11 protein-coding genes are annotated in these 13,043 nt (G+C 61.7%); all 11 read left to right on the top strand.

Going from position 1 to position 13,043, the window contains the following annotated elements:
* Positions 1 to 168 precede the first annotated feature (168 nt).
* Positions 169 to 1,263: a formylglycine-generating enzyme family protein gene (locus tag AWB82_RS15020; RefSeq protein WP_235023313.1), complete on the top strand. Its 1,095-nt coding sequence runs from the start codon at positions 169 to 171 to the stop codon at positions 1,261 to 1,263.
* Positions 1,264 to 1,476: 213 nt separating this feature from the next.
* Positions 1,477 to 3,861 carry a bifunctional salicylyl-CoA 5-hydroxylase/oxidoreductase gene (locus AWB82_RS15015; protein ID WP_086968389.1) on the top strand — a complete coding sequence of 795 codons (2,385 nt, stop codon included), beginning with the start codon at positions 1,477 to 1,479 and terminating at the stop codon, positions 3,859 to 3,861.
* Positions 3,862 to 3,863: 2 nt separating this feature from the next.
* The gene (locus AWB82_RS15010; protein WP_086968386.1) at positions 3,864 to 4,625 is read left to right on the top strand and encodes an SDR family NAD(P)-dependent oxidoreductase; all 762 of its coding nucleotides are present in this window, start codon (positions 3,864 to 3,866) and stop codon (positions 4,623 to 4,625) included.
* Entirely contained in the window at positions 4,622 to 5,182 is a 561-nt protein-coding gene (locus AWB82_RS15005; RefSeq protein WP_086968384.1) for a MarR family winged helix-turn-helix transcriptional regulator, read from the top strand. Before AWB82_RS15010 ends, AWB82_RS15005 begins: the two co-directional genes overlap by 4 nt.
* Positions 5,183 to 5,199: 17 nt before the next feature.
* Positions 5,200 to 6,051 (top strand): enoyl-CoA hydratase family protein, encoded by an 852-nt coding sequence (locus AWB82_RS15000; protein WP_086968381.1) that lies wholly within the window; start codon positions 5,200 to 5,202, stop codon positions 6,049 to 6,051.
* A 1-nt stretch (position 6,052) separates the two neighbouring features.
* Positions 6,053 to 7,234, top strand: coding sequence for an acyl-CoA dehydrogenase family protein (locus AWB82_RS14995; RefSeq protein ID WP_086968379.1), 1,182 nt, complete (start codon positions 6,053 to 6,055; stop codon positions 7,232 to 7,234).
* Positions 7,231 to 7,680, top strand: a complete 450-nt coding sequence (locus AWB82_RS14990; protein WP_086968377.1) for an acyl-CoA thioesterase — start codon at positions 7,231 to 7,233, stop codon at positions 7,678 to 7,680. Before AWB82_RS14995 ends, AWB82_RS14990 begins: the two co-directional genes overlap by 4 nt.
* Complete coding sequence (locus tag AWB82_RS14985) at positions 7,677 to 8,072, top strand: RidA family protein (protein WP_086968374.1); 396 nt, start codon at positions 7,677 to 7,679, stop codon at positions 8,070 to 8,072. The genes AWB82_RS14990 and AWB82_RS14985 overlap by 4 nt, the downstream gene beginning before the upstream one ends.
* 12 nt (positions 8,073 to 8,084) lie before the next feature.
* Positions 8,085 to 9,722: an AMP-binding protein gene (locus tag AWB82_RS14980; protein ID WP_086968371.1), complete on the top strand. Its 1,638-nt coding sequence runs from the start codon at positions 8,085 to 8,087 to the stop codon at positions 9,720 to 9,722.
* A gap of 85 nt (positions 9,723 to 9,807) precedes the next feature.
* Positions 9,808 to 11,415: an ABC transporter substrate-binding protein gene (locus tag AWB82_RS14975; RefSeq protein WP_086968369.1), complete on the top strand. Its 1,608-nt coding sequence runs from the start codon at positions 9,808 to 9,810 to the stop codon at positions 11,413 to 11,415.
* Between the two features lie 647 nt (positions 11,416 to 12,062).
* A partial coding sequence (locus AWB82_RS37950) for an alpha/beta hydrolase (protein WP_235023298.1) occupies positions 12,063 to 13,043 on the top strand: 981 nt, incomplete at its 3' end.

The following is a 13,043-nucleotide window of genomic DNA, read 5'->3' as shown; positions in this document are numbered from 1 at the left end:
CTGAGCGATCGAGCCGAAATACGCTCCAGCCCGATACTCAAGGCGGCGCTGCAACGGCACGCAAGACGGTTGCATCACGCGTCCACGATAGCCAATCGGTCGAGGCTCCAAGTGAACACGATTGCAAGTCGCAGAAAATATTTGCTGGGCGGCGCGTCGGCCGCTGCGCTGATCGCTACTGCTGGCTTCTGGCTGCAAGGTAAGCAACGCCGGCCGGAGGTTCTCGTCGGTGATGGAACGAGCGGACCCCGCGATATGGCGTGGATACCTCCCGGAACGTTCCTCATGGGGAGTACTTCGAGGCGTGCACAACCGAATGAAGGGCCCGCTCATCCGGTAACGCTCAGGGGCTTCTGGATGAGGCAGTATGACGTCACGAATGCCGAGTTCACGCAATTCGTCATGGCGACCCAATACAAGACAACAGCGGAACGCGTTCCCCGCTGGGAGGATCTCGCACCGCAGTTGCCGCCCGGCACGCCCAGACCACCGACAAGCTTGCTTGTCCCCGGAGCGCTGGTTTTTGTGGGAACCGATATGCCAGTACCGCTAGACGACTTCAGTCGTTGGTGGCGGTTCGTACCGGGAGCCGACTGGCGTCATCCGCTCGGACCGGATTCATCGATCAAGGGCAAGGAAGGACATCCGGTAGTCCAGGTGTCCTATGAGGACGCACTCGCCTACGCCCGTTGGGCGGGTGGCCAGCTTCCGACAGAAGCACAGTGGGAATACGCCGCTCGCGGCGGCGTCGAGCAGGCGGACTTTGTCTGGGGTGATGAGTCTCCACTTGAAGGTAAGCTTCGCGCAAACGTCTGGCGCGACGACGTCACCCGATTCCCTGTCGTGCCTCCGGGCAGCGAGAAAATTGCCGTAGGGACGACGCCCGTCGGTTCATTTCAGGCCAACGGCTACGGTCTGTGCGACATGGCTGGGAATGTGTGGCAGTGGACGCGAGACTGGTACAGAGAGGACGCATTTCGGATCGCTGCTGCCAGCTCGGCAGGCAAGATGAGCGTCGACCCGCCAGGCCCCACTGACAGTTTCGATCCCGATGAACCCGGGGTTCCTCCGAATGCACCGAAGCGCGTCTCGCGAGGCGGTTCATTTCTTTGCAGCGAAACGTATTGCCAAAGTTATCGGACGAGCGCCCGGCGCGGAACCGATCCGATGAACAGTATGTCGCATCTGGGCTTTCGGATCATCATGACGGAGCAAGATTGGGATCGTCGTCAGCATTCGCAGAGAGCGACAACTGATTCATAAGGCACGCGGGCGAAGACATAGGATTGTCACAAGCTATCGGGAGGCGATCGCCTTCCGCATGACGCAAGGCTCCTCGGCGAATCAACGCCGTGCCCGACTTTAATCCCTCGCATCAATTCTCTCCACCGCCCGCATCGCCCCGGAATTTTACTTGACATCTAAACTATCTAAACCTAAATTATCAACACACGGAGACACCAGCGGAGAGCAAGCATGCGCATCGTCTGCATCGGCGGAGGCCCCGCGGGGCTGTATTTCGGGCTTTTGATGAAGCGCCGTCACCCCGCCTACGACATCACTATCGTCGAACGAAACCGCCCGTACGACACGTTCGGCTGGGGCGTCGTGTTCTCCGATCAGACGCTCGGCAACCTGCGCGCGGCGGACCCGCAAAGCGCCGAAGCCATTCTCGACGCTTTCACTCACTGGGACGACATCGATGTCCACATCGGCGGACGCACCGTGCGTTCGTCGGGTCACGGCTTTTGCGGCATCGGCCGCAAACGTCTGCTGAATATCCTGCAAGCGCGCTGCGAAGAACTAGGCGTGAAGCTCGTCTTCGAAACGCAAGTCACGAACGACGACGACTACGACGCCGATCTCATCATCGCGAGCGACGGATTGAACAGCGCGATCCGCCAGAAATACGCGTCGACGTATCAGCCCGATATCGACATGCGCGACTGCCGCTTCGTGTGGCTCGGCACGCACAAGTGTTTCGACGCGTTCACGTTCGCATTCGAAAAGACCGAATGGGGCTGGTTCCAGGCGCACGCTTATCGCTTCGACGAAGACACGTCGACGTTCATCGTCGAGGCGCCCGAGCGCGTGTGGCGCGCGGCCGGCCTCGCCGACATGAGCAAGGAAGACGGCATCGCCTTTTGCGAGAAGCTCTTCGCGAAGTATCTCGACGGCCACGCGCTGATCTCGAACGCCACCCACTTGCGCGGCTCCGCGCAATGGATTCGCTTTCCTCGCGTCGTCAATCGCGAATGGGTGCATTGGCGCGAAGCCGCGAACGGCAAGCGCGCGCCCGTCGTGCTGATGGGCGATGCCGCGCATACGGCGCACTTCTCCATCGGTTCGGGCACGAAGCTCGCACTCGAAGATGCGATGGAACTCGCGAACAGCATCGACACCGCGTTCGCGAAACAAGACGGCGATCTCGAAGGCGCGCTCGCGCATTACACACAGGTGCGCAGCGTCGATGTATTGCGCATTCAAAACGCCGCGCGTAATTCGACCGAATGGTTCGAGCACGTGGACCGTTACGCGTCGTTCGAACCCGAGCAGTTCGCTTACTCGCTTCTCACGCGCTCGCAGCGCATCTCGCACGAAAACCTGCGCGAACGCGATGCGCAGTATCTCGCTTCGTTCGAAGACTGGCTCGCCGCGCGCGCGGGCATCGAACGCGACGCGCAACAACGTTCCGTTCCGCCGATGTTCACGCCGTTCACGCTGCGCGGGCTCACGCTCAAGAACCGCGTGGTCGTCTCGCCGATGGCGCAGTATTCCGCCGTCGACGGCATCGCGGGCGACTATCATCTGATGCATCTCGGCGCGCGCGCGATGGGCGGCGCCGCGCTCGTGATGACCGAGATGACCTGCGTGTCGCCCGAGGCGCGTATCACGCCGGGATGTCCGGGCATGTATGCGCCGGCGCATCTTACTGCGTGGAAGCGCATCGTCGATTTCGTGCATGCGCAATCGGATGCGAAGATCGGCATGCAGCTCGGCCATGCGGGTGCGAAGGCATCGACACGCGTGAGCTGGGAAGGCATCGATCAGCCGCTTCCCGATGGCAACTGGCCGCTCGTTTCAGCATCGCCGCAGCAGTATTTGTCAGGCGTGAGCCAATGGTCGCGCGAGGCCTCGCATGAAGAGTTACGCGAGATCGAAGCGCAATTCGTAAGCGCCACCGAGATGGCGGCGCAGGCCGGCTTCGACTGGCTCGAATTGCACTGCGCGCACGGCTACTTTCTATCGAGCTTCCTCTCGCCGCTGACGAATCATCGCACCGACGCATACGGCGGCTCGCTCGAAAACCGTCTGCGCTATCCGCTCGAAGTATTCAGGGCGATGCGCGCCGCGTGGCCGCAAGACAAGCCGATGTCCGTGCGCATCTCGGCGCACGATTGGGTCGATGGCGGCACGACGCCCGACGACGCCGTCGAAATCGCTCGCGCGTTCAAGGCCGCTGGAGCTGACATGATCGACGTGTCGTCGGGGCAAGTCAGCAAGCAGGAAAAGCCGGTGTATGGCCGCATGTTCCAGACGCCGTTCGCGGATCGCATCCGCAATGAAGCGGGCATTGCGACGATTGCGGTCGGCGCGATATCGGAAGCGGATCATGTGAACAGCATCATCGCGGCGGGACGCGCGGATTTGTGCGCGGTGGCGCGTCCGCATCTCGCGAATCCATCGTGGACGCTGAACGAAGCCGCGAAGATCGGCTTCTTCGATGTTACGTGGCCGAAGCAGTACGCGGCCGCCAAATCGCAACTGGAACGCAATCTCGAACGCGAGCGCGCGATGGCCGCCGACAACGCGCGCCTCACGCCGCAGGAACGTGCGCAACGCGCCGAAGGAACAGTCTGATCATGACGACTCTCGCCAATAAGCACGCGGTCGTGACGGGCGGTGGCAGCGGCATCGGCGCATCGTGCGCGCAGGCGCTTGCGCAAGCTGGCGCGCGCATCACGCTGATGGGCCGCGATTTCGCGCGCCTCGAAGCACAGCGCGCCGCGATGCGTGCACACGGCGATGTCGCGTGCATCGGCGTCGATGTGACGAACGAGGCGGCCGTTGCTGAAGCTTTCTCGCGCGCCGGTCCCGTCGATATCCTCGTGAACAACGCAGGCCATGCGCAAGCCGCGCCTTTCACGCAAACCGACGCGGCGCTCTGGCAACGCATGCTCGACGTGAATCTCACCGGCGTGTTCTTTTGCACGCGCGCCGCCCTGCCCTCGATGATCGAGCGCGGCTATGGCCGCATCGTGAATGTCGCGAGCACGGCGGGACAGATCGGCTATGCGTATGTCGCCGCGTATTGCGCGGCAAAGCACGGCGTGATCGGCCTCACGCGCGCGCTCGCCGCCGAGGTCGCGATGAAAGGCGTCACGGTCAACGCGGTGTGCCCCGGCTATACCGAAACCGAACTGCTGCGCGCGTCGCTCGATCAGATCATGTCGAAGACCTCGCGCAGCGAACAGGACGCGCGCGACGCGCTCGTGCGAAACAACCCACAACGCCGCTTCGTGCAACCGGAAGAAGTCGCCAACGCCGTGCTATGGCTTTGCGCGCCCGGTTCCGCTGCGATGAACGGCCAATCCCTATCCGTTTCAGGTGGAGAAGTAACGTGACCCACGCCGCAAACAACAAGAAGACGACCGCCGCGACGGAGCAGAAGACGCCGCGCAAGGGCATCGAGAAGCCGGCGGACAATGTCGTCGATCTGGAAATGAGCACGGGCGTCGACAGCCACATGGGGCTGCGTTTATGGCTTCGCATGCTGACCACGACGAACCTCGTGCAAGCCGAATTGCGCAAGCGCCTGCGCACCGAATTCGATACGACGCTGCCGCGCTTCGACCTCATGGCGCAACTCGAACGCCATCCTGAAGGGCTGAAGATGACCGAGTTGTCGCGCCGCATGATGGTCACGGGCGGCAACGTGACGGGCATTACGGATCAGCTCGAAAAAGAAGGACTGGTGTCGCGCTATACCGATCCGAACGATCGTCGCTCGACCAGCGTGCGTCTCACGCCGCAAGGCCGCAGCGCGTTCGACAAGATGGCGACCGCGCATGAGCAATGGGTCGTCGAAATGTTCGGCGGCCTCGAACTGAACGAAAAATCGCAGACGCATCAGCGCCTCGGAAAGCTGAAGCAGCATCTGCTGAAGACACTGAAGGACTGAAGGTGAAGGAGACAACGATGACCTTATCCGCCGCCGACGCGCTGCTCGCCGGCAACCGCACCACGCTCGCGGACTATCGCGCGACGCACTTCGGCTGGACCGTGACGAACGGCGTCGCGACCATCGTGCTGAACCGGCCCGAGCGCAAGAACCCGCTGACCTTCGAGTCGTATGCGGAGTTGCGCGATCTGTTTCGCCGTCTTGCATATGCGAGCGATGTGAAAGCCATCGTGATACACGGCGCGGGCGATAACTTCTGTTCCGGTGGCGACGTGCACGAAATCATCGCGCCGCTCATCGATCTGCCGATGCCCGAGCTATTGCTCTTCACACGCATGACGGGCGATCTCGTCAAGGCGATGCGTCATTGCCCGCAGCCGATTGTCGCCGCCGTCGATGGCGTCTGCGCGGGCGCGGGCGCGATTCTCGCAATGGCTTCCGACCTGCGTCTCGGCACCGCGCGCAGCAAGCTCGCGTTCCTGTTCGCGCGTGTCGGTCTCGCGGGTTGCGACATGGGCGCGTGTTCTATTTTGCCGCGCATCATCGGCCAGGGACGCGCCGCCGAATTGCTCTTCACGGGGCGCGCCGCAAGCGGCGAAGAAGGCTATCAGTGGGGCTTCTACAACCGTCTTTGCACGCCCGAGACCTTGCTCGACGAAGCCGCGAAGCTCGCATCCGAACTCGTCGCGGGCCCGACCTTCGCGCATGGCATCACGAAGAAGATGCTGCATCAGGAATGGAGCATGAGCATCGACGAAGCGATCGAATCGGAAGCGCAGGCGCAAGCCATCTGCATGAGCACGCGCGATTTCGAGCGCGCCTATCGCGCGTTCGCGGCGAAGTCGCGTCCCGTGTTCGAAGGAGACTGAGTTGAAGCTCGATCCACACAGCGCGCTCGCGTGGCCCTTCTTCGACGAACGGCATCGCGAACTCGCGCGCGACGTCGATGCATGGGCCGGCGAGCATCTGAAGCATGTCGATCACGCCGACACCGACGCGGCCTGCAAGCGCCTCGTGCGCCTGCTCGGCGATGCGGGATGGCTCCGGCATTGCATCGGCGGAACGCGATACGGCGCATCGAACGATACGATCGATACGCGCGCCGTGTGTCTCCTGCGCGAAACGCTCGCAAAGCACGATGGCCTCGCGGACTTCGCCTTCGCGATGCAAGGACTCGGCTCCGGCGCAATTTCGCTTGCCGGAACCGATGAACAGAAAGAGCGCTATTTGCCGCGCGTCGCGAACGGCACGGCGTTGGCGGCGTTTGCGTTGTCGGAACCCGAAGCAGGATCGGACGTCGCGGCAATGTCGCTCGATGCGCGCGTCGATGGCGATGTCTATCTGCTGAACGGCGACAAGACGTGGATTTCCAACGGCGGCATCGCGGATTTCTACGTCGTGTTCGCGCGCACCGGGGAAGCGCCGGGCTCGCGTGGCATCAGCGCATTCATCGTCGATGCGGATACGCCGGGCTTGCAGATCGCCGAACGTATCGACGTGATCGCGCCGCATCCGCTCGCGCGTCTGCACTTCGACCACGCGCGCGTGCCGCGCACCCAGATGCTCGGCGCGCCCGGCGAAGGCTTCAAGATCGCGATGCGCACGCTCGATATCTTCCGCACGTCGGTGGCAGCCGCGTCGCTCGGCTTCGCGCGCCACGCAATGCAGGAAGGGCTCGAACGCGCCGCATCGCGCAAGATGTTCGGCCAGACGCTCGGCGACTTTCAACTCACGCAGGCCAAGCTCGCGCAGATGGCGTTGACCATCGACACGAGCGCGCTGCTCGTCTATCGCGCCGCGTGGCTGCGCGATCAGGGCGAGAGCGTGACGCGCGAAGCCGCAATGGCGAAATGGCACGCGAGCGAAGGCGCGCAACAGGTGATCGATGCAGCCGTGCAGTTGTGGGGCGGCCTCGGCGTGAAGAGCGGCACGGCGGTCGAATCGCTTTATCGCGAGATACGCGCGCTGCGCATCTATGAAGGCGCGACGGAAGTGCAGCAGTTGATCGTCGGACGAGACTTGCTCAAAGCGCACGGAGAACATCGGCGATGACGCGAACCTTCGATATGCCCATGCGAATTCGCTTCGCGCACTGCGATCCGGCGGGCATCGTTTATTTTCCGCAATATCTCGTGATGACGAATGCGCTCGTCGAAGACTGGTTCGACGAAGCGCTCGGCATCGACTACGCGCGGATGATTTCGCAGCGTCGCGTGGGGCTTCCCATCGTGAGGCTCAATTGCGAGTTCTCGCGGCCGAGCCGCATGGGTGAAACGGTGACGCTTTCGCTTGCCGTCGACTCCGTCGGACAGCGCTCGATTCGCATCGACATCGTTTGTCATTGCGATGGTGAAGTGCGCTTTCGTGCGAAGCAGGTTCTGGTGACGACATCGCTCGACGATGGCCGCTCGATCGACATTCCCGGCGACATCGCCCGCGCAATCGAGCAGTTCGCGCCGGGCACGCGCCGCGCATTGCAAGAGGAGACACGCTCATGAAAAAGACGCTTCTGCCTTCGGGCTGGATCAAGCCGCGCGGCTACGCGAACGGCGTCGCGGCGCGCGGCACGCAGGTGTTTATCGCCGGGCAAATCGGCTGGAATGAACAGGCGCGCTTCGTCAGCAACGAGTTCGGGGCGCAGGCCACGCAGGCGTTGCGCAACGTCGTGGCCGTGCTGCGCGAAGCGGGCGGCGGCCCCGAGCATCTCGTGCGCATGACGTGGTACGTGACCGACAAGCGCGCGTATCTCGCGGCTGCGAAGGAGATCGGCGCGGCGTTTCGCGAGCTGATCGGCGACTACGACATCGCGATGAGCGCGGTGCAGGTCGTCGCGCTCATCGAAGATGAAGCACAGGTGGAAATCGAAGCCACGGCTGTTATCCCCGATTAAGCGGAGGGCACGATGGAACGTTCGGCACACGTCGATACATTCGCGCGCGATCATCTGCCGCCGCAGGAACAATGGCCGCTGCTCATGCTCGACAACGCAGATCTTGCCTATTCAGCGCGCATGAACTGCGCGACGGAATTGCTGGATCGCGCGATCGAAAGCGGACACGGCGATCGCACCGCGATCTGGTCCGATGCCAACGGCGAGCCGCATGCAACGACTTATCGCGAGTTGCGCACGCTCGTGAATCGCAGCGCGCATGTGCTCGTTGACGAGATGGGCTTGCGTCCCGGCAATCGCGTGCTGTTGCGCGGACCGAATACCTTGCAGATGGCGGTCGCGTTCCTGGCTGCGTTGAAGGCGGGACTTGTCGTCGTGCCGACCATGCCGTTGTTGCGCGCGAAGGAGTTGAAGCAGATCATCGAGAAGGCGCGGATATCGGCCGCGCTGTGCGATGTGCGTCTCACGGAAGAACTGAAACGCTGCGAGACGAAAGGCGACGACTTCCATTGCGAGGCGCTGGCCCAAGTTTTCACGTTTCATGACGACGCGCCCGCTTCGCTCGAATCGCTCGCGCGAAACAAGCCCGATCATTTCGATGCCTGCGACACCGCCGCCGACGACGTGTGCCTGATCGCGTTCACGAGCGGCACGACCGGAGCGCCGAAAGGCTGCATGCACTTCCATCGCGACGTGCTCGCGATGTGCGATCTGTTCCCCCGACACATTCTGAAGCCCACGTCCGACGATGTGTTTTGCGGCACGCCGCCGCTCGCGTTCACGTTCGGTCTGGGCGGCCTGCTGTGCTTTCCGCTGCGCGTGGGCGCATCGACCATTCTGCTCGAAAAGCTCACGCCCGAAACGCTGCTGCAAACCGTCCAGCGCTATCGCGCGACGATCATGTTCACCGCGCCGACGTTCTATCGGCAGATGGCGCCGCTTATTAAAAGCTTCGATGTATCGAGCTTGAAGAAGACCGTGTCGGCAGGCGAAGCGCTGCCCGATTCCACGCGCGCGTTATGGCGCGAAGCGAGCGGCATCGAAATGATCGACGGCATCGGCGGCACAGAGATGATCCATATCTTCGTTTCTTCCGCGTGTGCGGACGTGCGCGAGCATGCGATCGGGCGCGCGGTGCCGGGCTATATCGTGCAGGCCGTCGACGATGCGATGCAGCCCGTGCCGCCCGGCACGATCGGCAAGCTCGCGGTGCGCGGGCCGACGGGCTGCCGTTATCTCGCCGATGAACGTCAGACGAAGTTCGTGCGCGACGGCTGGAACCTGCCCGGCGATTCCGTCGTGATCGATGAAGACGGCTACGTGTTCTATCAGGCGCGCGCCGACGACATGATCGTATCGGCGGGCTATAACATTTCCGGACCCGAAGTGGAAAGCGTGCTGATGCAACACGAAGCGGTCGCGGAATGCGGCGTGATCGGCGTGCCCGACGAAACACGCGGACAAGTGGTGAAAGCATTCGTCGTGCTCAACCCGGGCTTCACGGGCGACGATACGCTGATTGCCGAATTGCAGGACTTCGTGAAGCGCAATGTCGCGCCGTTTAAGTATCCGCGCGTCGTGGCCTTCCTCAACGCGTTGCCGCGCACCGAGACCGGCAAGCTCAAGCGCTTTGCGTTGCGCTCGATGTAGCAAGCTCGCCAATCGTTTGCTTGGTAGAGTATGGTTCACGCCCGCCGCGAGGCGGCTTGCCAACTCTTCGGAGCAAACAAGAAAAATGGTTCTGACGCACCGACTCCTTGCCGTTTCCCTTTTTGCCGCATTCGCATTGACCTCGCAAGCCGCATCGGCCGCGAACAAGACGCTCGTGTTCTGCTCCGAGGGCAGCCCCGCCGGTTTCGATTCGGCGCAGTACACGACCAGCACCGACTTCGACGCGGGCGCTCACGCCGTCTACGATCAGCTTGTCGAATTCAAGCGCGGCACGCTCGATCTCGTGCCGGGTCTTGCCGAGAAGTGGGATGAGTCGCCGGATGCGAAGACCTTTACGTTTCATCTTCGGCGTGGCGTGAAATTTCAGTCGACGGCGTGGTTCAAGCCGACGCGCGACTTCAACGCGGACGATGTCGCGTTCACGTTCAGGCGCATGATCGATCCGAACGAGCCGTTCCAGAAGGCGCATCCGGTCAGCTTCCCGTATTTGACCGATCTCGGCTACGACAAGAACATCGCATCGGTGGACAAGCTCGACGACTACACCGTGCGCTTCACCTTGAAGACGCCAGATGTCGTGTTCGTGCGCAACATCGCGATGGAATTCGCTTCCATCGTATCGGCGGAATATGCCGCGCAATTGCTGAAGCAAGGCAAGCCCGGGGACTTCAATCAGAAGCCTGTGGGCACGGGCGCATTCGTGTTCCGCGACTATCAGAAAGATGCGACGATCCGCTACGACGCGAACCCGACTTACTGGAATCGCAAGGACGTGCATATCGACAAGCTCGTCTTCTCGATCACGCCCGATGCCGCCGTGCGCGAGCAAAAGCTATCGAGCGGCGAGTGCCAGGTGACGTCGTTTCCGCGTCCCGCCGACATCGCCGCGTCGAAGCAGGACCCGAAGCTCACGGTGCTGTCGGGCGTCGGTTTCAACGTTGCGTATGTGGGCTACAACACGACGCACAAGCCGCTCGATAAAGTTAGCGTGCGCCGCGCGCTCGACATGGCGATCGACAAGCAGGCGATCATCAAGACGGTCTACGAGGGCGCAGCAACCGTCGCGACGAATCCGATGCCGCCATCGCAATGGTCGTATAACAAGGCGTTGAAGGACGCGCCGCACGACCCCGCGAAGGCGAAGGAACTGCTGAAGGAAGCCGGCTTTCCGAACGGCTTCACGATCACGCTATGGGCAATGCCGGTGCAGCGCGGTTATAACCCGAACGCGCGTTTAATGGCGCAACTGATTCAGTCGGACTGGGTAAAGATCGGCGTGAAGGCGAACCTCGTCACTTACGAATGGGCCGAGTACAACAAGCGCGCGAAGACGAACGGCGAGCACGATGCGATTCTCTACGGCTGGCTCGGCGACAACGGCGACCCCGACAACTGGCTCGGCACGACGCTCGGTTGCGACGCGGTTCACGGCAGCAACGTGGCGAAGTGGTGCAACAAGCAGTTCGACGATCTGCTCGCGAAAGCGCGTCTCGTAACCGATCAAAATGCGCGCACGAAGCTTTATGAGGAAGCGCAGGTGGTGTTCAAGGATCAGGTGCCGTACACGCCGCTCGCGCACGCGAATATCTTTCAGCCGATATCGAAACGCGTGCACGGCTATCTGATCAGCCCGCTCGGTGGGCATCGGTTTGACGGGATCACGCTCGATTGAGCGACGTCCGCGCGCGCGGTCGGGCAGCGGAATGAAAGCAAGGCGCGGCGGAAACGCCGCGTTGCCCTAGGCGCGGCGGCGCCGCTGCTGTTATTTGTCTGCACGCTCGTCCATATCGAAGGCGGCGCCAAAGCCGTCGCCGAAAGCGGGAATCACAGCGGGTCCGCTTACCGTGGCCGCAGCCCAGCAACCCGAGCGCAAAGTCACAGCCGCGATCTTCCCACTGAAAGCAACACCGGTGCGCGCGCCGGTGGGTGGCGTCTGTTGAGACCATTAGCAAACAGATCCTTTTCCGGATTTGGGAAATTTCACCCTATTTCTTGCACGCTTAATCAGATAAGGTCGAATGCTAGACCTCGCGGATGCGCGAAGGCTGATCAAAGCTTGCCGATCGGCAAGCATCGATAGCAGTACAGAGAGATTTATGTCGGGTCAAGCCTATCGTAGGCAGTAGCGATGATGGCGAAATCTGGGTGACGGGCCGTCGGTCTCCGCATCTTGAGGGGCCAAAGTGCAGAGAGCGCGGCGTCCTTCTCGGTGCCGGCGTATGAGATTTCGGAGAGGGTGGAAAGACCGGTCGCCTTAACGATTCGCGTGTCGCACTCCCCTGCGATCTCCCGTTACAACTATTTGAATGGAGTTTGAGTATGACGCAGGGATCGGACACGATGCAAAACGAGCAGTCGGCTGGAACGAACGACCAGCAACCGCAGCAAGCTATGCATGAAGTGCCAAGACAGACCGATGTCTTCGGACGGCCCTACTGGGAGTCGTATATGACGCCCGAGAGCTATCAGGTATGGGCTCAGGCGAAGCTCGGGCCACATTTGCCGGGTGTCGTTATCTTCGTGCATGGGGTGAATTCGGAGGGCGAGTGGTACAACGCCGCAGAAATGGGGCTGTGTAACGGCCTTAATCACCGTCTCAATCTAACGGGGAAGCACGAGCTTAGTCCGAACGAGTACGAAGACTATGACAGCGACATCAGACAGCCCTTTCCGCGCAGAATGAAAACCCCAGGCCGCTCGCCTGTAATTCGCTTTTACTGGGGGTATCGCGCCAAAGATGGCGAAGAGAAGAAGTGGCGAGTAGCGCTCCGGAACGACACGGGCGTGGACGTCTGGAAAGCCGACCTAGCAAAAGACAAGGGACCATGGTACTGGGGCGGAGGCCCATTCCAGAACGGCACCAATAATATTCAGCAACTCTGGAGCGCCATGGGGATGAAGCGGCACGTCTACGGGATTGATGCGCAGATGCTAAATACCGAAGCCGACCGCTACCTGCAAGACGCGCCACCCCGAGACTATTATTCGCACGCCGCGAAGCGTCTTGCGGACCTAATCGATGATATCCGGAGGCATTCGCCGCGCGACACGGTGACTATTATGTCGCACAGTCAGGGAACGATGATCGCATTAGCAGCCACGGCACTCTGTACTACTCGCGCGCCCGACGCGTTATTTGTCATGAACTCGCCGTGCGCTCTCGAGGACAAGCTTGTGGATGCGTTGACCTGCGGCAAAGAGCGCCCGACGCAGGAGGCGCGCTCAAACACATTCCGTCATATTGCGGAGCGCATCAAACATGACAAGTTCACGTTCGACGATGCATTAATGGAGCAGTTG

The sequence above is a fragment of the Caballeronia glebae genome (assembly GCF_001545035.1).
Taxonomy (GTDB): Bacteria; Pseudomonadota; Gammaproteobacteria; order Burkholderiales; family Burkholderiaceae; genus Caballeronia; species Caballeronia glebae.
Note: the sequence above shows the minus strand (reverse complement) of the source record. Positions and strands in the feature narration are given on the sequence as shown.

What these genes read in the sequence shown, in the direction of transcription:
- AWB82_RS15015 (WP_086968389.1), top strand. Translation starts at nt 1,477, where the DNA reads ATGCGCATCGTCTGCATCGGCGGAGGCCCCGCGGGGCTGTATTTCGGG.
- AWB82_RS15010 (WP_086968386.1), top strand. Translation starts at nt 3,864, where the DNA reads ATGACGACTCTCGCCAATAAGCACGCGGTCGTGACGGGCGGTGGCAGC.
- AWB82_RS15000 (WP_086968381.1), top strand. Translation starts at nt 5,200, where the DNA reads ATGACCTTATCCGCCGCCGACGCGCTGCTCGCCGGCAACCGCACCACG.
- AWB82_RS14990 (WP_086968377.1), top strand. Translation starts at nt 7,231, where the DNA reads ATGACGCGAACCTTCGATATGCCCATGCGAATTCGCTTCGCGCACTGC.
- AWB82_RS14985 (WP_086968374.1), top strand. Translation starts at nt 7,677, where the DNA reads ATGAAAAAGACGCTTCTGCCTTCGGGCTGGATCAAGCCGCGCGGCTAC.
- AWB82_RS14980 (WP_086968371.1), top strand. Translation starts at nt 8,085, where the DNA reads ATGGAACGTTCGGCACACGTCGATACATTCGCGCGCGATCATCTGCCG.
- AWB82_RS14975 (WP_086968369.1), top strand. Translation starts at nt 9,808, where the DNA reads ATGGTTCTGACGCACCGACTCCTTGCCGTTTCCCTTTTTGCCGCATTC.